Origin of the sequence: Klebsiella sp. Q2 (assembly GCF_009900705.1) — a bacterium.
Classification (GTDB): domain Bacteria; phylum Pseudomonadota; class Gammaproteobacteria; order Enterobacterales; family Enterobacteriaceae; genus Klebsiella; species Klebsiella quasipneumoniae.
Genome location: NZ_JAAABE010000002.1, coordinates 790,693 through 814,058, shown reverse-complemented (window position 1 = coordinate 814,058; position 23,366 = coordinate 790,693). Strand labels below are relative to the sequence as shown.

The following is a 23,366-nucleotide window of genomic DNA, read 5'->3' as shown; positions in this document are numbered from 1 at the left end:
CTCCCGGACGCTATAGCACCACAGCCGTCAGATACTCACTGGCTCGTAACGGTATGGCTGAAAATGTCCAATCGTGGTGCGGGGACGGTATCCAGCGGAAATAACCAAACGCTGAGTTTCTCAACTACAACGATTAACGATGTATCTAAGTCTATGCTGACGCTGATATGCAACCCAGCAACTGACGCGGCTCCGGCGTCAATTAGCGTTCATGCGCGCGGTAAAAACTACAGCGGCCTGGCCTCAGCGCTGGCGTCCATTTATGACAACGCGCTTCACCAGGTTGCTTTTGAGCTACAACTGAGTAGCGATGGCACACAACAGCAGTTAACAGTGTATATCGATGGTGTGGTGGCGTATGCGTCGGGTTATGCGGCTGTGGCTACAACCGTGCCAGATGCACCAACGCAGAAATATATCGGCACTTCGTCTGTGTTCCCGCTTTCCTGGGCTGGTAGTTTCTATCGTGCCCGCAAAGATGACCCGACGGCAACCACACTGACAACTGCACAAATTCTCGCGGCAGACTCTTCCTCGATCGGTTCCCGCTTCTCATAAGTCGATTCCTGTTGTGGTGATTGATAGGGATTACCAGCATTGATCTGCTGGCCTATAAAAACTACTGTATATAAAAACAGTGTTTATCGGAGGCAGATCATGCACCGTCAGTCAGACATCGCAGCGGCTTTTCGCGAGTCCATTTTGCGCAGTTCCAAGGGGTTCCAGTACCTTCACACCCGCGACTTCGTTACCGCGCTGCGCCGGCGTGGCATCCACTTTTCCGAGGTGGAGGCGAATTCCTGGATCGCTCGCGAGCAGACGTATTTTGTCGATAAGACGCCGGACCATAACGAAAACAGGCTGTGGATGATGGCCGACATGGGGAGGGTCATCTGATGGGCTTTCCTTCGCCGGCGTCAGACTACGTCGAGCAGCGTCTGTCTGTTAACTCGATCTGCAATGTAGGTCCAAACACGCTAGTTTTCGAGCGTTCTGGTGGTTACATTGTACTGGATATCTCCCTGAAGCCAAAGCAGGGTTGTCAGGTTCTGATCCAGCACGGCGGCGGGACGGAGCTTGCCACGCTGAGAGGAAAGTCACTGATTACCGAAGATGGAGAAGCGATCGAGGGTGAAGCCCTTGACGATGTTACTGTCATCGGTGTAGTGACTTTTACTATCTGCGATGTTCGCCAGGACAATGCTGTTGTTTAGTTGGGGCCGGTGAACACTTTGCTATTTCAGTAATTGAAGTAGTAGTTTTCACCGGGACTAGACAGCGCCGGATGCTGCCATCAGTCTACTTAATGGCCTTTTCTTTCTGTAATTTATCGAATTTATCATGCAGCGTTTTCGGAAATAGCTCAGTATAAACCTGCCACAATATATTCAGTGAACGATGTCCAGTGACCTGCGCGACCTCTTCAATACTGAATCCTGCCTCAAACAGACGACTAGCCCCTTCGCGGCGTAGATCGTGATACCTCAAATCCTCAATCCCCAACTCGTCACGAACGCGCCGATACATGGCTGTTATGCTTTTCGGATTGAACGGGAATACCCTGTCGTCAACACGAGGCTGCATCGTCAATATCCTCCAGGCATCACCAAGCAAGGGCACTAACATGTGGTTGCCAATTTTTTTCCTCGGGTCCTTCCTGTCTCTAACGATCACTGAACGTTGAATTTCGTCTACATCATCCCAGAGGAGACGACAAACCTCGCCAACCCTCATGCATGTGAGTATGGAAAACATAAATATTTGATGTAATGGCGCCCCGGTGTATGCAGTTTCGGCCTTAACTTTAAGAACTTCATACAGACGATCAACCTCAGAAGTACTTGCCCGGCGACTGCGGCGCTGTGAAGGGCCTGTGATCCCCATATTTCTCAACCAAACTTTAGCGTCAGATAATTCGTTCAAATTAGCTGGGGCGCCGAAAAGAGGCTTAGCCGCTTCAAGCACAACACTTAAATACGATACGTCCTGAGATATGGTGGATGGCGCAAGTCCTTGTGCTTTTCGGGTCTGGCAGTGCTCGATAATATGTTTTGCGGTCAACTCCGCAAGTGTAATTTCTGCCAGAAAGGAACGGCCAAGGATGCGGAGAGAGCTTCTTTTTGATGCGCCGAGCGTTATGTTTGGGTGGTTTTCATACTGAGTAAGCAGGTCACCAACAGTTATAACAGAGATCTCTTTCATCTCTTTGTCTGGCTCTGGGAGACCATGCTCTTCAATGTATGCTACACGTTTAGCACCCCAGGACTTCGCTAGGGTGTTCTTGGAGAAGGTTTTGTTCTCCCGGTGGACGTACTTACCATTTTGTTTAACGGCTACAGTACAGCGATAACGGGCAGTTCCATCACTGCGTAATCTTTTTTCTATGGTGAAGAAAGCCATATCCAAACCTTCAACTGTGGGGTGCTGTATGGGGTGCTGATAACAACAGAATGGGTTAAAACGGGTAAAAATAGACTAAAATATAACTGTCTAGACATCCAGTATAATTTTATATATAACTGATATTATTATATATATTTTATAGTGTCTGATTTGTGGCTACGATTGAACATCGCCACGAACTGCGCCAGCGGGAAGACCATCACGATAAATCCGGCCATCTCTTTCATCGGCTCAATCATCAACTGCGGCAGATCGGCCTGACGGCGAATTTTGCCAGTGGCGATGCCGTAAGCCAGCGACACGACAAAGAAGAAAAAGATGATCAGCGGCACGATGCCTTTGATAAACGGCGAGGGCATCACCGTGTGCTGAACCGGATCGCGAAGAATGCCGTTTTCAGGAACCACCATCAGGGCGATGACCGCCACGAACGCCAGCGTCGCCACGCCGGCGATGCGCAGGCCGAAACGCTCCTCAGTGGTCAGGGTTTGCAGCTTTTCGTCGCGGCTGCCTTGCCACTGTCCCAGCCTCGGCTCCACCAGCTTGTCAGTGATTAAACCGCCGACGAGGGTCAGGAGGATCACCGAGGTCGCCATAAAGTACCAGTTGTCGATCACGCTGACGTGCAGAGAGGCATCGATGGATTTGGCCGCCTCGGTGCTGATCCCGGAGAGCAGCACGTCGGTGGTGACGATCAGTAAATTGGCGGTAAAGCCGCAGCCCACGCCGGCTATCGCCGCCAGCAGGCCGGCGACCGGATGCCGACCGACAGCGAGAAACATCAGCGCCCCCAGCGGCGGCATGATCACCAGCGCGGCGTCGGAAGAGATATGGCTGAAAAAGGCGATGAATAGCACCATATAGCTGGCATAACGGGCGCTAACGTGGGAGGCCATCTTGACCATCAGCGCGGGCAACAGGCCCACCCGCTCGGCAAAGCCGGCGCCCAACACCAGGGCGAGGATCGCCCCCAGCGGCGCGAAACCGCTGAAGTTTTTAATCACGTTCGGTAAAAACCAGTGCAGCCCTTCCACGCTGAGCAGGTTTTTGACCACCACCCGCGACCCGTCCGCAGGGTTTTGCACCCCGACGTTGAAGGCGGAGAGTATCGCCGTGGCGGCGATCAGCGCCACGATAAGATAGATAAACAGCAAAAACGGGTGCGGGACCTTATTACCGATCTTCTCTACCCAGCCATAGCGCTTTCCGGCGGGGGAAGGCGACGGTATGGATGACATACTCATGGGCGTTCCTCTGTTGTCGTTGTTGTGTTGGGCAGGCCTGCTCCCGTACTGCCGGCGATTATTATGGTCGGTGCGTGCCGCTATGCCGGTCAGCGTCTGTCAGGAGCGGTCTGGTCTTATGGTTATCGTAAAACCGACGGTCTCACCTCCGCCGGAATCGGGCAGCGGTAAGGATGTTCGGCCAGCGCCTGCCTGAGCTCTCGCTGGCTGGCCTCCAGCAGCGCGCGGTCGCTGAATAAACGGATCGCCGTCGCCGCGAGGACTTTCCCCGCCAGCAGCATCCCTTTATGGGCGATGGCGGTGCGTCCCTGGCTCACCAGCTGCCAGCTGTGCAGCGGGGTACCCACCGCGAAGCAGGGGCTGAAGCATTGGGCCACCGGCGCTTTCCAGCTGACGTCGCCGACGTCGGTGGAGCCGGCGAGAATCGTATCCGTGGCCGCCCACGGCGCCACCTCATCAATCAGCAGCGTATCGCGGTGGCGACGAGCGAAGGTTTTCCCCGCCTCGCCGCCGGTGCCGGCGATATTGTTCAGGCTGTTGTTGATATCGTTGGCGCTGAGAGTGGCGCGGATCGCCGCGGCAAAGGCGCGATCGTCGTCGCTCCATGCCGGCGTGCCGTAATGCGCTACCGCCTGATACATCGCCGCTTCGAGCGTGCGGTTGGGCAGATAGCTGGAACAGGCTTTTTCAAAGCGGCAGCTGACGTGGGTCTCGGTCATTAGCGCGGCCCCCTGGGCAATCTTCTCAATGCGGGCGAAGATCTGTTCTACATCTGCCATCTCCGGGGCGCGGATCAGATACAGCACTTCCGCCTGGGCCTGGACGACGTTGGGCGAGACGCCGCCGGTATCGGTAATGGCGTAATGAACCCGCGCCTTTTCGATAATATGTTCATTCAGGAAGTTACTGCCGGTGGTCATCAGGGTGACCGCGTCCAGGGCGCTTCGCCCCAGGTGCGGCGAATTGGCGGCGTGGGCGGCGGTGCCGGTAAAGCGCCACGCCGCCTGAATGTTGGCGAGAGTGCGGGTGCTGAACATCCCGGCCCAGGCCTCCGGATGCCAGGTCAGCGCCGCATCGACGTCATCAAACAGCCCTTCGCGCACCATGAACGTTTTGCCCGAGCCGCCTTCTTCCCCCGGGCAACCGTAGAAGCGCAGGGTGCCCGCGCCGCCGTGCTGCTGCAGCCATTTTTTGGCGGCAACCGCCGCGGCGAAAGCCGCTGTCCCGAGCAGATTGTGCCCGCAGCCGTGACCGTTGCCCCCCGGCGTTGACGATGTCGGCTCCGCGCAATGGGCCTGTTGGCTGAGACCCGCCAGGGCGTCAAACTCGCCCAGCAGGGCAATAACCGGTTGGCCCTCGCCGACGCTGGCGATAAAAGCATTGGGGATCCCGCCAGCATCACGGGTCAGCTGGAAACCTTCCGCTTCCAGGGCGTCCGCCAGCCGCCGGGCGGACCAGAATTCCTCAAAGCGCGTCTCCGGGTGGTCCCAGATATCATCGGCGATGGCGCAATAGGTCTCGCGGCTTGCCTCAATCACCTCTTCAACAAACTGAAAAATCGGGTCCATCACACCCCCCGCTGCCAGGGAAAGTTAAGCGCGACGCGCGCCAGGGTGTCGACCGCGACCGTCATTACGCTCTCGTCGAAGTCAAACTTCTCGTTGTGATGACCGGCGCTCAGTTCGGTGCCGAATATCATGTATGACGCAAGGCCGCCGCGCGCCTGGACCCGGGCCATCATCAGGGTGGCGTCTTCCGATCCCGCCGGGGCGGCGATGCGATCCACCGCCTGCTGCACGCCGGGCACCCGCGCGGCCTGTTCGCGCAGGTACGCCACCCACGCCGGCGACGGGGCGCTGGCGGTGGCGGCCCCCATCATGCGTAACTCGTACCCGGCTTGATACATCGCCGCGGCCCCGGCGATGACGTGCTGCGCCCGGTCAAAAACATACTGGTTGATGGCTTCGCTTTCGCCGCGGGTTTCCACTTTTAACAGAGCCGAGGAGGGCACCACGTTGCGTCCGGTGCCGGCCTGCATCACCCCGACGTTGACCCGCGAAGCGCCGGCGCTGTGCGGTGGGATGGCGTGCAGGGCAAGGGCGGCCTGGGCGGCGGCGAGCAGCGCGTTGCGCCCATCTTCAGGCTTGCCGCCGGCATGAGCGGCCACGCCGCTGAACTGCACATCGAATTTGGTGGTGGCCATAAAGTTGTCGCCACCGCACACCACGGTGCCGACCGGGACGCCGGTGCCGATATGGATGGCGGTAAAATAGTCCACCTCGTCCACCACGCCGGCGGCCACCATCGCGCGGGCGCCGCGGGTACCCTCTTCAGCAGGCTGGAAAATCAGTTTAATGACGCCATTGAGCTGGGCGACATACTGCTTGAGCACATGCGCCAGCCCCAGCCCGATGGCGGTATGCCCATCGTGGCCGCAGGCGTGCATCATGCCGGCGTTGCAGGAGGCGAAATGGTCGCGATGGGGGCGATGGCTGTCATCGTGCTGCTCATTGAGGTCGAGGGCGTCCATGTCGACGCGAAAGGCCAGGGTTGGGCCGGGACGTCCGGTGTCGAGCGTCGCCACCACGCCGGCGAACCCGCCTTCAAACGCCGGCAACCAGCGTTCCGGCGCCCCTTGCTCGCGGGCGCGCTCGAAAGCCTGGGCCAGGGTCTCCTCATCCGGCAGCCCCATCCGGCTGTCGGCATCGATGACGTCGCGCCCCAGCGCCAGCTGGTAGCCGAGCCCGTCGAGGATCTCCGCCACCTTACTGGCGGTGCGAAACTCCAGCCAGCCGGATTCAGCGTGCATGTGAAAATCGCGGCGCCATTGGGTCATGGCTGGCGCCAGCTGGCGCAGGTATTCATCAAGTTGCGGCATAGCTTATCCTGTCATAAGTAAAAAATGTGATGGCGTTCACGATGTGATAGCTTTTATTTATCACTGACACGCTACAGGCCTTAACGCTCTTAACCTGCCACAGCTTGATGGATTACAGTAGATGTCATTTTCTTGCGTCTGATAAACAACGGTTATCACCAAAAGCATGGCCTTTCAGATCAAATTTCATCAAATTCGCGCCTTCGTCGAGGTGGCCCGGGAAGGGAGTATTCGCGGCGCCAGCCGCTCGCTGGCGATCTCGCAGCCGGCCTTGACCAAAGCGATTAAAGAGCTCGAGGAGGGGCTTTCCGCTCAGTTGTTCGTCCGCCGCCGCCAGGGGGTGGCGCTGACTGACAATGGCGAAAGTTTTTATCAACATGCGAGCCTGATCCTTGAGGAGCTGCGGGCGGCGCAGGATGAACTGCTGCAGCGTCAGGGAGAGCAGGCCGGGCAGATCAATATTGGCCTTGGCGCCAGCGTCGCCCGGTCGCTGATGCCGTCGGTGATCTGCCGCTTTCATCAGCAGCATCCTCAGGTGAAGGTGCGGATCACGGAGGGCCAGCTGCTGGCGATGATCAATGAGCTGCGCCAGGGAGAGCTGGATTTCACCATCAATACCTACTATCCCGGGCCATATGATCATGAGTTCAGCTTTGAAAAACTGTTTGAGAAACCGTTCGCAGTGTTCGCTCGCGCGGGGCATCCGGCGGCGCAGGCCACCTCGCTGGTGGAGCTGATGGATCACCACTGGACCATGCCGACGCCGCGCGGCAGCTACTTTAAACAGCTGCAGGACAGGTTTAATCAGGCCGGGCTGGCGCCAAAGGTGAATATTGTGTGCGAGACCTTCTCGTCGTGCATCAGCCTGGTGGTGAAAAGCGATTTTCTCAGTATCCTGCCGGTGGAGCTCGGCAACGATCCGCTGATGGCGGACAAGCTGATGATGATCCCCGTCCGCGAAGCGTTGCCGACGGCGGCCTATTTTCTGATCCAGCGGCGCGACACCCGACAGACGCCGCTAACGGCGTCATTGATCACCCTGTTTCGCCGCCAGAGTCGACAATGGTTTCCTTAACCGCCCGTCGCGCTCACTTTGCCAGCAGACGGGGATAAACGCATTGAGGGGGGAGCACGAGGCGGCTATAGTAGCTGGCGACAGCCGCTGGAGGAGAGCCCATGAACCTTGATGACAAATCCCTGTTTCTTGACGCCATGGAAGATGTCCAGCCCCTGAAACGTAACAATGACGTGCACTGGCATCCCGGGCGCAACAGTCGCGCCCCGCAGCGCGTCGACACCCTGCAACTGGATAATTTTCTCACTACCGGCTATCTCGATATCGTACCGCTCGCCACGCCGCTGGAGTTTAAGCGCGAAGGGCTGCAGAGCGGCGTGCTGGATAAGCTGCGGCGGGGGAAATACGGCCAGCAGGCGAGCCTCTCCCTGCTGCGCCAGCCGGTGGAGCAGTGCCGGCAGATGCTCTTCGCCTTTATGGTGCAGGCGCAGAAAGAGGGGTTACGCAATGTGCTGATCGTTCACGGCAAAGGCCGCGACGATCAGTCCCACGCCAATATCATCCGCAGCTATCTGGCGCGCTGGCTGGAAGAGTTGCCGGAGGTGCAGGCCTTCTGCGCCGCGCTTCCGCACCACGGCGGCAGCGGCGCCTGCTATGTCGCGCTGCGTAAATCGGCCGAAGCGAAGCAGGAAACCTGGGAGCAGCACGCCAAGCGCAGCCGTTAGCGCATCAGCAGCGTCAGCTCGCGGGCGGCTTTTTGCAGCTCCGGCAGCACGCGGTCGATCATTTCGCGGGCCGACATCTGGCCCGCATGCACCCCGACGTTCAGCGCCGCCTGCACCTGACCCTGGGCGTTAAACAGCGGTACCGCGAGGGAGCGCAGGCCCATCTCCAGCTCCTGATCGTTGAGGGCATACCCCTGTTGATGCACCCGTTTCAGCTCGGTGCGCAGCTTCGCCACCGAGTCCACCGTCTGCGGGGTATAGCGGATCATGGTTACCCTGGCCAGCATATCGTTGAGCTTCTCCTCTGGCTGATGGCTGAGCAGCACCCGGCCCATCGAGGTCGCCCACGCCGGAAGGCGGCTGCCGATATCGAGGTCGATGGTCATGATCCGCGAGCTGGAGGCGCGGGCGATATACAGAATATCGTCGCCATCGAGGGTGGCGATGGAGCAGGACTCGTTGAGCATTTCGCTCAGATGCCGCAGCACCGGCTGCGCCGAACGCGCCAGCGGCGTCGAGGCCAGCCAGGCGTGACCGAGGGCCAGGATCCGCGGCCGTAGCTGAAAGTTTTTACCGTCTTCGGCATAGACGAACCCCAGCTTGCTCAGGGTATACAGGCAGCGGCGCACCGCGGCGCGCGGAATACCGGTCTTCTGACTGATCTGTGAGATAGACAGCAGGGGCCGCTGCGGCGTGAATGCCTGAATGACCTCCAGGCCGCGCGCCAGCGAGGCCATAAAGTTAGGATCGCCCTTAAACGGATCGCCGTCGCCGGTCAGTAAATCGTCTGGATGCTTATCCATTTCTGTTCCCCATATTTGCCATCGATCACATTCTTTCGCTAAAGATAACCGATGTTCGATTATCGCACCATATTTCGATTATCGCCCTTGACCGACATCGTTAAGCGGGTCACATTTTGTGCGAACAACGAATAAAAGTGCGATTACCGCACATCAATGGAGCGACCTGATGATTGATAAAAGCGTATCGACGCTGAGCGAGGCCATCGCCGGGATCCACGACGGGGCGACTATTATGATCGGCGGCTTTGGTCCTGCCGGCCAGCCGACCTTTCTGATTGACGCCCTGATAGACCAGGGCGCCCGCGACCTGACCATCATTAACAACAACGCCGGTAACGGCGAAGTGGGGCTCGCGGCGCTGCTGAAGGCTGGCCGAGTGCGCAAAATGATCTGCTCCTTCCCGCGCCAGGTCGATTCACAGATTTTTGATGACCTCTATCGCCGCGGCAAAGTGGAGCTTGAGCTGGTGCCGCAGGGCAACCTCGCGGCGCGGATCCAGGCCGCCGGCGCAGGGCTGGGCGCGGTCTTTACCCCCACCGGCTACGGCACGCCGCTGGCGGAAGGGAAGGAGACACGGGAAATCGACGGCCGCCACTATGTGCTGGAGTATCCGATCAAAGCCGATTTCGCGCTGATTAAAGCTCACCAGGGCGACCGTTGGGGCAACCTGGTGTATCGCAAGGCGGCACGCAACTTTGGCCCGATTATGGCGACGGCGGCGAAAACCACCATCGTTGAAGTCTCGCAGCTGGTGTCGCTGGGCGACCTCGACCCTGAACACATTATCACCCCCGGCATTTTCGTCCAGCGCCTCTTCTCGCTGGAAAACCTGACTGCCGCACAACGCGCCTGAGGAGCCCGAGATGCAAAAACTGACCCGTGACGAAATGGCCCAACGCGTGGCCCGCGATATCCCCGAAGGCGCTTACGTTAACCTCGGTATTGGCCTGCCGACCCGGATTGCCAATTACCTGCCCGCCGACAAAGAGGTGTTCCTGCATAGCGAGAACGGCCTGCTGGGCATGGGGCCGAAACCGCTGCCTGGCGAAGAAGATCCGGAGCTGATCAATGCCGGAAAAGAGTACGTCACCCTCCTGCAGGGCGGCTGCTATTTCCACCATGGCGACTCCTTTGCCATGATGCGCGGCGGCCATCTCGATATCTGCGTGTTGGGGGCCTATCAGGTCTCCGCCAGCGGCGATCTCGCCAACTGGAGCACCGGCGCGCCGGACGCTATCCCGGCGGTCGGCGGGGCGATGGATCTGGCCATCGGCGCTCGCCAGGTGTTTGTGATGATGGACCATCTGACCCGCGACGGCGAGTGCAAGCTGGTGGAACAGTGCAGCTATCCGCTGACAGGGGTCGGCTGCGTTAGCCGGATCTATACCGACCTGGCGGTGATCGACATTACCGACCGCGGCCCGGTGGTGCGGGAAATCTTTAACGGTCTCTCTTTTGAAGAGCTGCAGCGCATCACTCCGGTGACGCTGACCTTTGAACAACTGGCGGAAAGCGCGTAAGGAACCTATGATGAATCAGGCATTTATCTGTGATGCGGTGCGTACACCCTTTGGCCGTTTTGGTGGTACTCTGGCGACGATGCGCGCCGACGACCTCGCGGCGCTGCCGCTGAAAGCGCTGCTGGAGCGTAACCCGGGGCTGGATCCCTCGCGCATTGACGATGTGATTCTGGGCTGCGCCAACCAGGCCGGGGAAGACAACCGCAACGTGGCGCGCATGGCGCTGCTGCTGGCCGGGCTGCCGGAGAGCGTGCCCGGTAGCACCATCAACCGCCTGTGTGGCTCCAGCCTCGACGCGATCGGCGTCGCGGCGCGGGCGATTAAAAGCGGTGAAACGCAGCTGATGATCGCCGGCGGGGTGGAGAGCATGTCCCGGGCGCCGTTTGTGATGGGTAAAGCGGAGAGCGCCTTTAGCCGCAACATGCAGATGGAAGATACCACCATCGGCTGGCGCTTTATTAACCCGCAGATGAAAGCCTTGTACGGTGTCCATTCCATGCCGGAGACGGCGGAAAACGTCGCCGATGAGTTTGCCATTTCCCGCGCCGATCAGGACGCGTTCGCCTTGCGCAGTCAACTGCGCGCCGCCGCGGCCCAGGAGGCGGGACGTTTCGCCGATGAGCTGATCGCCGTCCAGGTGCCGCAGCGTAAAGGCGAGCCGCTGCGGTTTAGCCGCGATGAACACCCGCGCAGCACCTCGCTGGAGGCGCTGGCTAAACTGCGCGGCGTGGTGCGCGCCGACGGCAGCGTCACCGCCGGCAATGCCTCCGGCGTTAACGATGGTGCCTGCGCGCTGCTGCTGGCCAGCGAAACCGCGCTGGCGGCCAACGATCTTCAACCGCTGGCCCGGGTGGTCGGCGTGGCGACGGCGGGGGTGGCGCCGCGCATTATGGGCTTTGGCCCGGCGCCGGCGGTGCGGAAGGTGCTGGCGCAGACCGGCCTGACGTTAGCCCAGATGGATGTCATCGAGCTGAATGAAGCCTTCGCCGCCCAGGCGCTGGCGGTGACCCGCGATTTGGGCTTACCGGACGATGCCGCCCATGTGAACCCCAACGGCGGGGCGATCGCCCTGGGGCATCCGCTCGGCGCCTCCGGCGGCCGCCTGGCGATGACCGCGGCTTACCAGCTGAAACGGACCGGCGGCCGCTACGCGCTGTGCACCATGTGCATCGGCGTCGGGCAGGGGATCGCCCTGATTATTGAACGTGTTTAAGGAGCCAGAATGAGTTTGTTGACCCCGATGTTGCGCAGCAGTCCGCTGACCGACTGGTTCAGCGACGCGCAGCGGGTGCAGGGCATGCTGGATTTTGAAGCGGCGCTGGCCCAGGCGCAGGCCGCCTGCGGCATGGTGCCGACGGCGGCGGTCGGGCCGATTGTCGCCGCCTGCCGCCACGAGGCGATCGATTTTACCGCCCTCGGCGAGGCGGCGGTGGGGGCGGGTAACCTGGCGATCCCGCTGGTGAAACAGCTGACGGCCCAGGTAAAAGCGCGGGATCCGGACGCCGCGCGCTACGTTCACTGGGGCGCCACCAGTCAGGACGCCATCGACACAGGTCTGGTGCTCCAGCTGCGCGGGGCGCTGGAGGCCGCTGAGACCCTGCTTGAGCAGCTGTTGGCGGCCCTGGCTCTCCAGGCGGATCGTTATCGCGATACCGTGATGCCGGGCCGGACCTGGATGCAGCACGCGCTGCCGGTGACCTTTGGCCTGAAGCTGGCGGGTACCCTCGACGCGCTCCTGCGCTGGCAGCAGCGGCTGCGCGAGATGCGTCCGCGTCTGCTGGTGCTGCAGTTCGGCGGCGCCGCGGGGACCCTGGACGCGCTAAAAGAGAAAGGGCCGGCGGTTGGCCAGGCGCTGGCGCAGAATCTTGGTCTGACGCTGCCGGACACCCCGTGGCACAGCCAGCGCGATCGGCTGCTGGAGGCGGGCGCCTGGTTCGCCGGCGTCTGCGGCACCCTGGGGAAATTCGCTAACGACTTCTCCCTGCTGATGCAGACCGAAGTGGCTGAGGTGGGCGAGCCGGTAGCGGAAGGGCGCGGCGGCTCGTCGACGATGCCGCATAAGCGTAATCCGGTGGCCTGCGCGGCGATCCTGACCGCCGCCCAGCGCACGCCGGGGCTGATGGCGACCCTCTACGCCAGCCAGATTCAGCAGCACGAGCGGGCGCTGGGCGGCTGGCAGGCGGAGTGGGAGACCCTGCCGGAGCTGATTACCCTGGTGGGCGGGGCGCTGGCGCAAAGCGAGGCGCTGGTGCGCGACATGCAGGTCTTCCCGCAGAAGATGCGCGCCGACCTCGATATTACCCACGGGTTGATTATGGCTGAGGCGGTGACCCTGGCGCTGGCGGAATTCATCGGCAAAGCCGAGGCGCATCATCATATTGAGGCGCTGTGCCGTCAGGCGCTGGACCGCCTCTGTCCGCTGGTCGATCTGCTCGCGGCGGATCCGCAGGTCAGCCAGTATCTCTCCCGCGAACGTTTAACCACGCTGCTGGACCCGGCAACGGCGACCGGCAGCGCCGAATGCTTTGTGCGCCAGGTGCTGGCGCGTTATCAGGAGCAACATGATGAATCTTGATTATCAACTCGACGGACCGGAAGGTGCGCCGGTTATCGTTCTCTCCAACTCGCTGGGCACCACCCGGGCGATGTGGCAGCCGCAGATTGAGGCGCTAACCGCCCATTTCCGGGTGCTGCGCTACGACACCCACGGCCACGGTAAAACGACGAAAAATGGCAAAGTGACCCTCGCCCAGCTGGGGGAAGATGTAATTGCGCTGCTCGATCATCTGAATATCGACCGGGCCTGGTTCTGCGGGATTTCGATGGGCGGTCTGACCGGTCTGTGGCTGGGCCGCTTTGCGCCAGAGCGTTTTTATGGTCTGGCCGTCGCCAACACCGCGGCGCGCATCGGCGATCAGGCCAGCTGGCTGTCGCGGGCGCGGGCGGTACGCCAGGAAGGAATGGCGGTGGTGGCCGCCGGGGCGGCGGACCGCTGGTTCACCCACGCGTTTCGCCAGAAGGCGCCGGAGGTGGTGGAGGCCCTGTGTCACCAGCTGACCCATACCGATGCCGAAGGCTATGCCGCCTGCTGTGAGGCGCTGGCCGCCGCCGACCTGCGGGGCGAAGCGGGGAAGATCCCGCTGCCGACATTAATCATCGCCGGGGAAAGTGACCCTGTCACCACGGTCGCTGACGCCAATTTTCTGCAGCAGCAGATCCCCGCTTCCCAGGTGGTGGTTCTGCCGGCATCGCATCTGTCAAACATTGAGGCGGCGAAAAGCTTTACTTCAGCGCTGCTGAGCTTTTTCCAGGGAGAACGCCATGGAGGATAAACAGCGCTACCAGGACGGAATGGCGGTGCGGCGCAAAGTGTTGGGCGACGCCCACGTCGACCGTACCCTGCAGCATCTGACGCCGTTGAATGACGAGTTTCAGGACTTTATCACCCGCTACGCCTGGGGTGAGACCTGGACGCGTCCGGGGCTCGACCACCACACCCGCAGCATGATCACCATTGCCATGCTGATCGCTCTCAATCGCGAGGCGGAGCTGAAGATGCATCTACGCGCGTCGTTTAACAATGGGGTGACCCGCGATGAGCTGAAAGAGCTGATCATGCACTCTGCGCTGTATTGCGGGCTGCCGTCGGCCAATGCCACGATGCATCTGGCGCAGCAGGTGTTTGACGACATCGACGCCGGACGGGGTTAAGTCGTCGTCCGAGTCGGATTGCCCGGCAGTTGTTGTAGGCCGGGTAAGGCGTAGCCGCCACCCGGCATAATGGCGGGTATGACGCCGATAGATTGCCCGGCGGCGCAGCGCTTGCCGGGCCTGGGAAGCGAAGATCGCCTGTAGACCCCGTAGGCCGGGTAAGGCGTTGCCGCCACCCGGCGAAATAACGGCACAACCGGAAATGTCCCTGTTCGTACTACGCCTGGCGGGGCTACCACTCCTGTGTTAATTCCGGGCAGATTGCGCTCCCGGTTGATCTTCTGCGTTATGTCTCTTATGGCGCAGGGAGCGCACAGGGGGCGGCCAGTCGCCGCCGCCCCCTGTGCCCCCGGGTTCCGGCCAGCAAAATCGCCGCTACGCGGTCCCTTCGACTTATCCCTGCAGGCTTCGGGTCGGGCCGAGGCAGCGTCCCTGCAAAACACGGCCCTCAGCCCGCATCCATGCGGGCTGCCCCGGCCTTCCGGGAACGTCTCAGCGATGTTGAGGCCGCCAGCATCGGCAGTTTCAGCAACAATGGTGAATAAATTAACGGCAGGTCGTACGTACGTAGGCCGGGTAAGGCGTAGCCGCCACCCGGCGACATTGCCGCTACGTTAACCCTTATTTCTCAGGCTCCTGCGGCGCGACAGCCGGGGCGGCGTACCAGGCTTCCTGCGGCACCACCACTGCGGCTCGGGGCTGCATCACATAGTTCGGCGACATAATCTGCACCCCGAATTCGTTAAACACATCAATAATGCTGCTGTGTAACGCGTTACGGCCATCTGGCAGCTTCGTCGCGGGTAATAAGCGCACCTGCAGCTCATACGAGGTGTACCAGTCGAGCAACCCCAGCTTACGCACCACCGGCGCAATTTGCTGATCGACCCCGGGGGTGCGTCTCGCCGCCAGCTCCAGCAGCGCATGAACCTGGCGCCAGGGCGTATCGTACCCGATGGTGACATTGGTAGTGAGATTGAACCCGCCGTCGCTGCTCTCGGCGCTGAGATTGACAATCTTGCCGCTCACCACCACCGCGTTCGGTACCGTCACGATGTAATTCTCACGGGTGAGGATCTTGGTCGCCAGCACGCCAATCTCGCTGACCTGTCCCTCATTGTCAGCGAGGCGGATCCAGTCGCCTTTACGCAGCGCCCGGGAGTAGATTAGCACCAGGCCGCTCATCGCATGGGTCATCACCCCGGTCGAGCCGAGGGTCAGCATCAGGCCGAAGAACACGCTGATGCCCTTGAAGGCAAGGGAGTTGGCGCCGGGAAGAAACGGGTAGGCGGCGGAGAGGGCGAACAGCCAGATGACCACCGAGATAAGCCGACGGGTAGCGCTCACAGTCTCCGGATGAATGCCGGGAACCTGAATGCGGCCGGCGGCGACCTGGTCGAGAACCACTTTCACCAGGCGAATGATGAGCCAGGTAATGAGAAAAATAAGCACCACGATCATCAGCCCCGGCAGGGAAGCGACAATCGACAGCGAGATATCGCGGATCACCCCCAGCGACCAGTCACCCAGCGATTCACTCCACACGCGCGTCCAGGGAAACAGACTGAAGGCCCAGCTCAGCCAGATGTAACAGGCCAGGACACCGACGAGGATCGCCAGCGCGGCATACAATCGGACCTCGATATTGCCGAGAAAGCGCCGCCAGTGCTGGGGAATAGCGCTGCGCTTTTCGAGGATCCGCAGCTGGAAAAAGCGCCGTACCCGCCGCCAGGCGCGGAAAGCGCCGTAGTAAAACAGCGCCAGCAGCAGCGCCCCGGCGAGGGCCTTACCGGCGGAGATCAGCAGATAGCGTTGATTGAACTGTTCCTGCAGGCCGGTGCGCTGGGCTTCCATCCGCGCCAGCACCCGCTGGGCCGCCTGGTCGAGGGTTAAATCATCACCTTCGTCGAGATCCGCCTGGCTCAACAGCAGCACCGGTTTGCCGTTCATCAGAAACAGCCGTCCTGGCTGACCATAGCGAATAACCGGCACGATCCGCAGCGGCTGGCGAATATCATCCTCGGTAAATGCGCGCAGGGCGCTGCGGGTGCGCAGCACGCGCTCTTCTGGCGTCGTCTGGCCAAAGGTCGCCTGCAACATCACTACCGGCTGGTGGAAAATATATACCGTGCGCGCCTTTTCGCGAGCGGTTGGCTGCTGCCGAGGCTCTGCGGCCAGCGCCGGCTGTAACGCCAGCAGCGCCAGTACCCAGAGGATAACCACGCTTATCCTGTTCATAGAAGCACCTGAGAAAGAGAATTATTGTTATTTTTCAGCAAGCAAGGTAGGACTTGTAGTTGAGCATAGCCTGGCAGGAAGTGAATTCAAGCTGGCGCGGCGCGGGCATAAAAAAAGCCGTCACCTGAACGGCGACGGCCTGCTGTTAGCGCCAGAAGGGGGTGTTAGCCGTGCTGTTTACAGCCAGCGCACTGCTTGTTCTGGATCTGCTGGAAGAAATCGTTGCCTTTATCGTCGACGAGAATAAACGCCGGGAAATCTTCCACTTCGATTTTCCAGATAGCCTCCATCCCCAGTTCCGGGTAGGCCACGCACTCGAGGCTCTTGATGCTCTGTTGCGCCAGCACCGCCGCCGGGCCGCCGATGCTGCCGAGGTAGAAGCCGCCGTGTTGGTGGCAGGCGTCGGTGACCTGCTGGCTGCGGTTGCCTTTCGCCAGCATCACCATGCTCGCGCCGTGGGACTGCAGCAGATCGACGTAAGAGTCCATGCGGCCAGCGGTGGTCGGGCCGAGGGAGCCGGAGGCGTAACCGGCAGGCGTTTTGGCCGGGCCGGCGTAGTAGATCGGATGATCTTTCACGTACTGCGGCAGTTCCTCGCCGTTGTCGAGCAGCTCTTTCAGCTTAGCGTGCGCGATATCGCGGGCGACGATAATGGTGCCGTTGAGGCTCAGGCGGGTGGAAACCGGATGGGCAGATAGTTGCGCCAGGATCTCGCTCATCGGCTGATTCAGGTTGATGCTGACCACCTTGCCTTCGCCCTGCTGACGCAGATGTTCAGGGATATATTTCCCCGGATTGCTCTCCAGCTTCTCAATCCAGATGCCGTCGCGGTTGATTTTGGCTTTGATGTTGCGGTCGGCGGAGCAGGAGACGCCCATGCCGATCGGACAGGAGGCGCCGTGGCGCGGCAGGCGGATCACCCGGATATCGTGGGCGAAGTATTTGCCGCCGAACTGCGCGCCGAGGCCGAGGTTTTGCGCTTCCTGCAGCAGTTCCTGTTCAAGCTGCACATCGCGGAACGCCTGACCGTGCTCGTTGCCTTCGGTCGGCAGGCCGTCGTAGTAGCGGGTGGAGGCCAGCTTGACGGTCTTCAGCGTCGCTTCCGCCGAAGTCCCGCCGATGACAAAGGCGATGTGGTACGGCGGGCAGGCGGCGGTACCGAGGGTGCGCATCTTCTCGACCAGATAGTTTTTCAGCTTCGCCGGGGTGATCAGCGCTTTGGTTTCCTGATAGAGATAGGTTTTATTGGCGGAACCGCCGCCTTTCGCCATGCACAGGAATTTATATTCGTCGCCGTCGACGCTGTAGAGATCGATCTGCGCCGGCAGGTTGGTGCCGGTGTTGACCTCTTTATACATATCCAGCGGGGCGTTCTGGGAGTAGCGCAGGTTATCTTCGGTATAGGTGTTGTACACGCCCTGCGCCAGGGCGGCTTCGTCGCCGCCGCCGGTCCAGACGCGCTGGCCTTTTTTACCCATGATGATGGCGGTGCCGGTGTCCTGACAGGTGGGCAGGACGCCTTTGGCGGCGATTTCCGAGTTGCGCAGGAACTGCAGGGCGACATACTTATCGTTATCGCTGGCCTCCGGGTCGAGCAGAATCGAGGCCACCTGCTGCTGATGGGAGACGCGCAGCATAAAGGCGGCATCGTGGAAGGCCTGTTGCGCCAGCAGGGTCAGCGCCTGCGGTTCCACTTTCAGCACTTCCTGGCCGTCAAACTCGGCGACGGAGACGTGCTCTTTGCTGAGCAGATAGTATTCGGTATCGTCGTGCGCCAGCGGGAATGGATCCTGATAAACAAACGGTTTAGTCGACATAATCACTTACTCCATAAAGATAAAAACCGCCGGGGTGCTCCCGGCGGTTATGAATCAGAACATCATGGACATCCACGGATAGCCAATCAGCAGCAGGGCGGCCAGGAAGATGGCGCCAAAGATGGTGCCGAGGCGCCAGTAATCTTTGGTCGGCAGATAGCCGCTGCCGTAGTAGATCGGGCTCGGGCCGGTACCGTACGGGGTGATGATCCCCATCACGCCCAGCGAGGTCACCATCAGCAGAACGAACACTTCCATATTCATTCCCGGAATGGTGGCGGCGATGGTCAGCATGGCCGGCAGCAGCGCGGTCGTGTGCGCGGTGGTGCTGGCAAACAGATAGTGCAGCAGGTAGAACGCCAGCAGCAGGACGATGGTCGCCATCCCCGGGGAGATACCGCTCATCAGCGCGCCGCCCTCTTTACCCAGCCAGGCGATAAAGCCGGTGGAGGAGAGGCCGTCGGCCAGCGCCACCAGGGTGGCGAACCAGACAAAGGTGTTCCACGCCGCTTTATTGTTGGTGATATCGCTCCAGGAGAGCACGCCGGTCCACAGCATCAGCACGATAACCAGCAGGGCGGCCAGGGCCGGTTCAATCCAGTCGGCGGCGAAGATCCACATCATCAGCGCGAAGCAGACGAACACCAGCAGCAGGATCTCATTGCGCGACAGTTTGCCCAGTTTTTCCAGTTCACGAGCGGCCCACAGCGGCACTTCGTTATTGACTTTCACTTCCGGCGGGTAGAACCAGTAGGCCAGCAGCGGCATGGTCAGGATCAGCAGTACGCCAAGCGGCAGGAAGGCGATGAACCAGGTGCCCCAGGAGATGTTGATACCGACGATGCTTTTTACCAGCGCCAGCGCCAGCAGGTTCGGCGCCAGTGCCGACAGGAACATCGAGCTGGTGATACAGGCGGCGGTGATCGCTACCCACATCAGATAGGAACCGATTTTACGCGCGCTAGGATCGTTCGGTTTTGAACCGTACAGCGGCGGCAGGTTGGCGATAATTGGGTAAATGGTGCCCCCGCTGCGCGCCGTATTCGACGGCGTAAACGGCGCCAGCAGCAGATCCGCGAAGGTGATGGCGTAGCCCAGCGTCAGGCTGCGACGGCCGAGATATTTCACCAGAATCAGCGCCAGGCGGCGGCCGAACTGGGTTTTATCGTAGCCGGCGGCGAACATAAAGGCGCCGAAGATAAGCCACACGGTGGAGTTGCCGAAGCCGCTCACCGCCCACTTAAAGGAGGCGCCAGCCATTTTGAAGCCGGGTGCGGCCATCTGTTCCGGGCTGAACAGCAGCCACTGACTGCACAGGGCGATGACCACCACGCCGGTGATGCCGATAACGGCGCCCGGCAGTGGTTCAAAAATCAACCCGACGATCACCCCGACGAAGATAGCGAAGTAGTGCCAGGCGTACGGCGGCAGGCCGTCCGGGACCGGGACGAAGAGTAATAGCACAGCAACGATAATCGGCAGCGCCATCATCAGGAGACGTTTTTTATTCGCAGTCGTTGGATTGACTGCACCGGCAGGCGGTATGGTTGTCTTTTTCTCTTTCATAATGAGTATCTGCAAGTTGTTGAAAATAACGTTTCCGCCAGCGATGCGCTCAGTGATTTCTTTAATTACAAAAATTACTTTAGTTTTTATTTTGCGTTTCTGAGTATCGTCTTGGCGATTATTTAACGCGGTTTGATGGGCGTTAAATTAAATTTGTTGGTTATTTATATATTGCGCTTTCAATGGTCGTTGCAATTGATCGAGATCAAGAAAAGCAGGTGATTTCACTATTTTTTTTATTTTCGATATAACCCTATCTGATGAGGTGTTATTTTGGCGAAAATATCGATAAATGTTAAAATAAAAATGTACAATTAATGCTGTTTTTACTCGACACATGCCTATGTATATGAAATAAAAACAAATAATCTTGATGGTTGGTCGCTTTGAATGTTAACGAAAGTATCTAAAATGTTATCCTTCATTTGTATTATGTAAATGCTATTTATTATTTTAATAATACAATAGGGGTAGCGATGTTATTGCTGGGGTTAAATAGTTTTATAACTAACGTAATTGATTTAGTAACTAAAAAAGTCGCTATATTATTAGCATGACAACAGGAATTAAAAAACCACAACCATTAATGATTCCGTCACCCCATTCTGAATTTTTAATATTTCAAAATCTGGAGCGTAACTTATGACCAGTAACGAACGTATTTTGCAGCCATTTACTTTACCAAATGGTACGGAGCTGAAAAACCGTTTGCTGATGGCGCCGATGACCACCTGCACCGGTTATTTCGACGGGACTGTCACCAGCGAGCTGGTGGAGTACTACCGCGCCCGCGCCGGCAGTATCGGCACCATTATTGTTGAGTGCTGCTTTATTGATGACTACGGTCTGGCCTTCCCGGGCGCTATCGGTATCGATAACGATGAAAAAATCGCCGGCCTGGCGAAAATCGCTGAAGCAATTAAAGCGGAAGGTTCGAAAGCGATTCTGCAGATCTATCACGGCGGCCGCATGGTCGACCCGCAGCTGATTGGCGGACGTCAGCCCGTGGCGCCGAGCGCCATCGCCGCCCCGCGTGAGGGCGCCGCGATGCCGCGGGCGCTGAGCGGAGAAGAAGTGGAGGGGATGATCGCCAAGTTTGGCGAGGGCGTCCGCCGCGCTATCCTTGCCGGCTTCGATGGGGTCGAAATTCACGGCGCCAACACCTACCTTATTCAGCAGTTCTATTCGCCAAACTCCAACCAGCGCGACGACGAATGGGGCGGTAGCCGCGACAATCGCGCCCGCTTCCCGCTGGCGGTTCTCGACATCACCCATAAAATGGCCCGCCAGTACGCTGACGATGCCTTTATCATCGGCTACCGCTTCTCGCCAGAAGAGATGGAGGTCCCGGGGATCCGCTTCGATGACACCATGTATCTGCTGGAAAAACTGGCCGCTCGCGGCGTCGATTATCTGCACTTCTCGGTGGGCGCGACCCTGCGTCCCTCTATCGTCGATACCAGCGACCCGACGCCGCTGATCGAGAAATACTGCGCCATGCGCTCTGACACTCTGGCTCAGGTGCCGGTGATGGGCGTCGGCGGGGTGGTTAACGTTGCCGATGCCGAGCTGGGCCTCGATCACGGCTATGACCTGATCGCTGTGGGCCGCGCCTGCATCGCCTATCCTGACTGGGCGGCTCGTATCGCCGCGGGTGAAGAGCTGGAGCTGTTTATCGACAGCACTCAGCGCGAAGCGCTGCACATTCCGGAACCGCTGTGGCGCTTCTCGCTGGTGGAAGCGATGATCCGCGACATGAGCATGGGCGACGCTAAATTTAAGCCGGGGATGTTTGTTGAAACCGTTCAGGATGACGCCAATGAACTGGTGATCAACGTCAGCCTCGAAAATGACCATATCGCCGATATCGAACTGGCGGCGAGCCCGGTGCAGACCGTGGAGTTCACCACCAGCTTCGAAGAGATCCGCGAACGTATTCTCACCGCCAATACCCCGCACGTCGACGCCATTTCCGGGGCCACCAGCCAGAGCGAGGCGGTGAAAAAAGCGGTCGCCAAAGCGATGCTGAAATCGAGCAAAGCGCTGGCGGCGGAAGAGGGCGGCAATGACGCCGCGCCGAAAAGCTATGATGTGGTGGTCGTCGGCAGCGGCGGAGCCGGCCTGGCGGCCGCCATTCAGGCTCACGACGAAGGCGCCAGCGTGCTGATCGTCGAGAAAATGCCGACCATTGGCGGGAACACCATCAAGGCTTCCGCCGGGATGAACGCCGCGGAGACCCGCTTCCAGCGCGTGAAAGGCATTCAGGACAGCAAAGAGCTGTTCTATCAGGAAACCCTGAGGGGCGGGCACAATAAAAACAATCCGCAGCTGCTGCGCCGCTTTGTGGAGAATGCCCCGCAAGCCATTGAATGGCTGGCGGACCGCGGCATTATGCTCAACGATATCACCACCACCGGCGGGATGAGCATTGACCGCACCCACCGTCCGCGCGACGGGTCAGCGGTCGGCGGCTATCTGATTAGCGGCCTGGTGCGCAACATCACCAAACGCGGCATCGACGTCCTGCTGGATACCTCGGTGGAAGAGATCCTGATGAGCGGCGATGAAGTCAGCGGTGTGCGTCTGATCAACGACGAAAACGAGATCGTAGAGATCCAGACTAAAAGCATTGTGGTGGCCACCGGCGGCTTCAGCGCCAACAGCGCGATGGTGGTGAAGTATCGTCCTGACCTCGAAGGCTTCGTCACCACCAACCACAAAGGGGCCACCGGGAGCGGTATCGCGCTGCTGGAGCGCATTGGCGCCGGTACCGTGGATATGGGCGAAATTCAAATCCACCCGACCGTTGAACAGCAGACCTCCTATCTGATTTCCGAGTCGATTCGCGGCGGCGGGGCGATCCTCGTCAACCAGCAGGGTAACCGCTTCTTCAACGAAATGGAGACCCGCGATAAAGTCTCCGCGGCGATTATCGCCCTACCGGAACACTATGCGTACATCGTCTTTGACGAACATGTGCGGGCGAAAAACAAAGCCGCCGATGAGTACATCGCCAAAGGCTTCGTCACCAGCGCCAGCTCGCCGCGTGAACTGGCGGATAAACTGGGGATGGATTACCATGCCTTCCTCGCCACCCTTGAGTGCTACAACGGGGCGGTGGAAAAACAGCATGATGAACAGTTTGGCCGTACCACCGCGCTGCGCGCGCCGATTAACGAAGGTCCGTTCCATGCCATCCGTATCGCCCCGGGGGTGCACCACACCATGGGCGGCGTGACCATTAACACCGATGGCGAAGTGCTGGACGTTGCCCGGCAGCCGATCCGCGGCGCCTACGCCGCCGGTGAGGTGGTCGGCGGGATCCACGGCGGCAACCGTATCGGTGGTAACGCGGTGGCGGATATCATCATCTTCGGCACCCTCGCGGGTCGCCAGGCGGCGAAACGCGCCAGAGGATAAGACGTAATTGCTGATGCCGGGCT

19 protein-coding genes and 1 pseudogene are annotated in these 23,366 nt (G+C 59.8%); 12 read left to right on the top strand and 8 right to left on the bottom strand.

All coding sequences use genetic code 11. The features are described from left to right. From GT756_RS11665 to GT756_RS11655, 3 genes are all read left to right on the top strand, one after another. A partial coding sequence (locus GT756_RS11665) for a hypothetical protein (protein WP_216846586.1) occupies positions 1–558 on the top strand: 558 nt, incomplete at its 5' end. A gap of 99 nt (positions 559–657) precedes the next feature. After that, positions 658–897, top strand: a complete 240-nt coding sequence (locus tag GT756_RS11660) for a hypothetical protein (protein WP_160124802.1) — start codon at positions 658–660, stop codon at positions 895–897. Beyond that, the gene (locus GT756_RS11655) at positions 897–1,214 is read left to right on the top strand and encodes a hypothetical protein (RefSeq protein WP_160124801.1); all 318 of its coding nucleotides are present in this window, start codon (positions 897–899) and stop codon (positions 1,212–1,214) included. Before GT756_RS11660 ends, GT756_RS11655 begins: the two co-directional genes overlap by 1 nt. 85 nt (positions 1,215–1,299) lie before the next feature. On the opposite strand, the gene GT756_RS11650 is transcribed toward GT756_RS11655, so the two are convergent. The 4 genes and pseudogenes from GT756_RS11650 to GT756_RS11635 all read right to left on the bottom strand — a co-directional run bounded on the left by GT756_RS11650 (position 1,300) and on the right by GT756_RS11635 (position 6,525). Beyond that, positions 1,300–2,400, bottom strand: coding sequence for a site-specific integrase (locus GT756_RS11650; protein WP_160124800.1), 1,101 nt, complete (start codon positions 2,398–2,400; stop codon positions 1,300–1,302). 164 nt (positions 2,401–2,564) lie between these two features. After that, a pseudogene (locus GT756_RS11645) lies at positions 2,565–3,647 on the bottom strand (AbgT family transporter); the annotation flags it as partial. A 122-nt stretch (positions 3,648–3,769) separates the two neighbouring features. Further along, positions 3,770–5,215: a M20 family metallopeptidase gene (locus GT756_RS11640; RefSeq protein WP_048294800.1), complete on the bottom strand. Its 1,446-nt coding sequence runs from the start codon at positions 5,213–5,215 to the stop codon at positions 3,770–3,772. Further along, entirely contained in the window at positions 5,215–6,525 is a 1,311-nt protein-coding gene (locus tag GT756_RS11635; RefSeq protein WP_080837690.1) for a M20 family metallo-hydrolase, read from the bottom strand. Before GT756_RS11635 ends, GT756_RS11640 begins: the two co-directional genes overlap by 1 nt. Before the next feature lie 166 nt (positions 6,526–6,691). Here GT756_RS11635 and GT756_RS11630 point away from each other — a divergent pair, with 166 nt between their 5' ends. Further along, positions 6,692–7,600 (top strand): LysR family transcriptional regulator, encoded by a 909-nt coding sequence (locus GT756_RS11630; protein ID WP_160124799.1) that lies wholly within the window; start codon positions 6,692–6,694, stop codon positions 7,598–7,600. A 101-nt stretch (positions 7,601–7,701) separates the two neighbouring features. After that, positions 7,702–8,265: a DNA endonuclease SmrA gene (gene smrA, locus GT756_RS11625; protein WP_004887017.1), complete on the top strand. Its 564-nt coding sequence runs from the start codon at positions 7,702–7,704 to the stop codon at positions 8,263–8,265. Here smrA and GT756_RS11620 read toward each other — a convergent pair. Beyond that, complete coding sequence (locus tag GT756_RS11620; RefSeq protein WP_017898695.1) at positions 8,262–9,068, bottom strand: IclR family transcriptional regulator C-terminal domain-containing protein; 807 nt, start codon at positions 9,066–9,068, stop codon at positions 8,262–8,264. The two genes, smrA and GT756_RS11620, sit on opposite strands and share 4 nt — an antisense overlap. A gap of 169 nt (positions 9,069–9,237) precedes the next feature. Between GT756_RS11620 and GT756_RS11615 the strand changes: the two genes are divergently transcribed. The 6 genes from GT756_RS11615 to pcaC are packed head-to-tail and all read left to right on the top strand — an operon-like array spanning position 9,238 to position 14,302. Beyond that, entirely contained in the window at positions 9,238–9,924 is a 687-nt protein-coding gene (locus tag GT756_RS11615) for a 3-oxoacid CoA-transferase subunit A (RefSeq protein WP_004887011.1), read from the top strand. Positions 9,925–9,934: 10 nt separating this feature from the next. After that, a complete protein-coding gene (locus GT756_RS11610) occupies positions 9,935–10,591 on the top strand; it encodes a 3-oxoacid CoA-transferase subunit B (protein WP_004887008.1) in 657 nt (218 codons plus the stop codon). Between the two features lie 10 nt (positions 10,592–10,601). Next, positions 10,602–11,804, top strand: a complete 1,203-nt coding sequence (gene pcaF / locus GT756_RS11605; RefSeq protein WP_004887005.1) for a 3-oxoadipyl-CoA thiolase — start codon at positions 10,602–10,604, stop codon at positions 11,802–11,804. A 9-nt stretch (positions 11,805–11,813) separates the two neighbouring features. After that, a complete protein-coding gene (locus GT756_RS11600; protein WP_080935736.1) occupies positions 11,814–13,166 on the top strand; it encodes a 3-carboxy-cis,cis-muconate cycloisomerase in 1,353 nt (450 codons plus the stop codon). Next, positions 13,156–13,923 (top strand): 3-oxoadipate enol-lactonase, encoded by a 768-nt coding sequence (gene pcaD / locus GT756_RS11595; protein WP_048294806.1) that lies wholly within the window; start codon positions 13,156–13,158, stop codon positions 13,921–13,923. Before GT756_RS11600 ends, pcaD begins: the two co-directional genes overlap by 11 nt. Then, positions 13,913–14,302 (top strand): 4-carboxymuconolactone decarboxylase, encoded by a 390-nt coding sequence (gene pcaC / locus GT756_RS11590; protein WP_160124798.1) that lies wholly within the window; start codon positions 13,913–13,915, stop codon positions 14,300–14,302. Before pcaD ends, pcaC begins: the two co-directional genes overlap by 11 nt. Before the next feature lie 621 nt (positions 14,303–14,923). On the opposite strand, the gene GT756_RS11585 is transcribed toward pcaC, so the two are convergent. The 3 genes from GT756_RS11585 to GT756_RS11575 all read right to left on the bottom strand — a co-directional run bounded on the left by GT756_RS11585 (position 14,924) and on the right by GT756_RS11575 (position 19,923). Beyond that, entirely contained in the window at positions 14,924–16,540 is a 1,617-nt protein-coding gene (locus GT756_RS11585; RefSeq protein ID WP_160124797.1) for a mechanosensitive ion channel family protein, read from the bottom strand. A 164-nt stretch (positions 16,541–16,704) separates the two neighbouring features. After that, positions 16,705–18,357: a class I fumarate hydratase FumA gene (gene fumA / locus GT756_RS11580; RefSeq protein WP_032455985.1), complete on the bottom strand. Its 1,653-nt coding sequence runs from the start codon at positions 18,355–18,357 to the stop codon at positions 16,705–16,707. A gap of 54 nt (positions 18,358–18,411) precedes the next feature. Then, positions 18,412–19,923 carry an anion permease gene (locus GT756_RS11575; protein ID WP_049092623.1) on the bottom strand — a complete coding sequence of 504 codons (1,512 nt, stop codon included), beginning with the start codon at positions 19,921–19,923 and terminating at the stop codon, positions 18,412–18,414. Positions 19,924–20,565: 642 nt separating this feature from the next. Between GT756_RS11575 and GT756_RS11570 the strand changes: the two genes are divergently transcribed. Beyond that, complete coding sequence (locus GT756_RS11570) at positions 20,566–23,343, top strand: flavocytochrome c (protein WP_032455986.1); 2,778 nt, start codon at positions 20,566–20,568, stop codon at positions 23,341–23,343. Positions 23,344–23,366: the final 23 nt, after the last annotated feature.

Bases quoted from the DNA above. Each gene is read 5' to 3' on its own strand.
- GT756_RS11585 (WP_160124797.1), bottom strand. From the start codon at position 16,540: ATGAACAGGATAAGCGTGGTTATCCTCTGGGTACTGGCGCTGCTGGCG.
- GT756_RS11600 (WP_080935736.1), top strand. From the start codon at position 11,814: ATGAGTTTGTTGACCCCGATGTTGCGCAGCAGTCCGCTGACCGACTGG.
- pcaF (WP_004887005.1), top strand. From the start codon at position 10,602: ATGAATCAGGCATTTATCTGTGATGCGGTGCGTACACCCTTTGGCCGT.
- GT756_RS11630 (WP_160124799.1), top strand. From the start codon at position 6,692: ATGGCCTTTCAGATCAAATTTCATCAAATTCGCGCCTTCGTCGAGGTG.
- smrA (WP_004887017.1), top strand. From the start codon at position 7,702: ATGAACCTTGATGACAAATCCCTGTTTCTTGACGCCATGGAAGATGTC.
- GT756_RS11650 (WP_160124800.1), bottom strand. From the start codon at position 2,400: ATGGCTTTCTTCACCATAGAAAAAAGATTACGCAGTGATGGAACTGCC.
- GT756_RS11620 (WP_017898695.1), bottom strand. From the start codon at position 9,068: ATGGATAAGCATCCAGACGATTTACTGACCGGCGACGGCGATCCGTTT.
- GT756_RS11640 (WP_048294800.1), bottom strand. From the start codon at position 5,215: ATGGACCCGATTTTTCAGTTTGTTGAAGAGGTGATTGAGGCAAGCCGC.
- GT756_RS11615 (WP_004887011.1), top strand. From the start codon at position 9,238: ATGATTGATAAAAGCGTATCGACGCTGAGCGAGGCCATCGCCGGGATC.
- pcaD (WP_048294806.1), top strand. From the start codon at position 13,156: ATGAATCTTGATTATCAACTCGACGGACCGGAAGGTGCGCCGGTTATC.
- GT756_RS11660 (WP_160124802.1), top strand. From the start codon at position 658: ATGCACCGTCAGTCAGACATCGCAGCGGCTTTTCGCGAGTCCATTTTG.
- GT756_RS11575 (WP_049092623.1), bottom strand. From the start codon at position 19,923: ATGAAAGAGAAAAAGACAACCATACCGCCTGCCGGTGCAGTCAATCCA.
- fumA (WP_032455985.1), bottom strand. From the start codon at position 18,357: ATGTCGACTAAACCGTTTGTTTATCAGGATCCATTCCCGCTGGCGCAC.
- GT756_RS11610 (WP_004887008.1), top strand. From the start codon at position 9,935: ATGCAAAAACTGACCCGTGACGAAATGGCCCAACGCGTGGCCCGCGAT.
- GT756_RS11635 (WP_080837690.1), bottom strand. From the start codon at position 6,525: ATGCCGCAACTTGATGAATACCTGCGCCAGCTGGCGCCAGCCATGACC.
- GT756_RS11570 (WP_032455986.1), top strand. From the start codon at position 20,566: ATGACCAGTAACGAACGTATTTTGCAGCCATTTACTTTACCAAATGGT.
- GT756_RS11655 (WP_160124801.1), top strand. From the start codon at position 897: ATGGGCTTTCCTTCGCCGGCGTCAGACTACGTCGAGCAGCGTCTGTCT.
- pcaC (WP_160124798.1), top strand. From the start codon at position 13,913: ATGGAGGATAAACAGCGCTACCAGGACGGAATGGCGGTGCGGCGCAAA.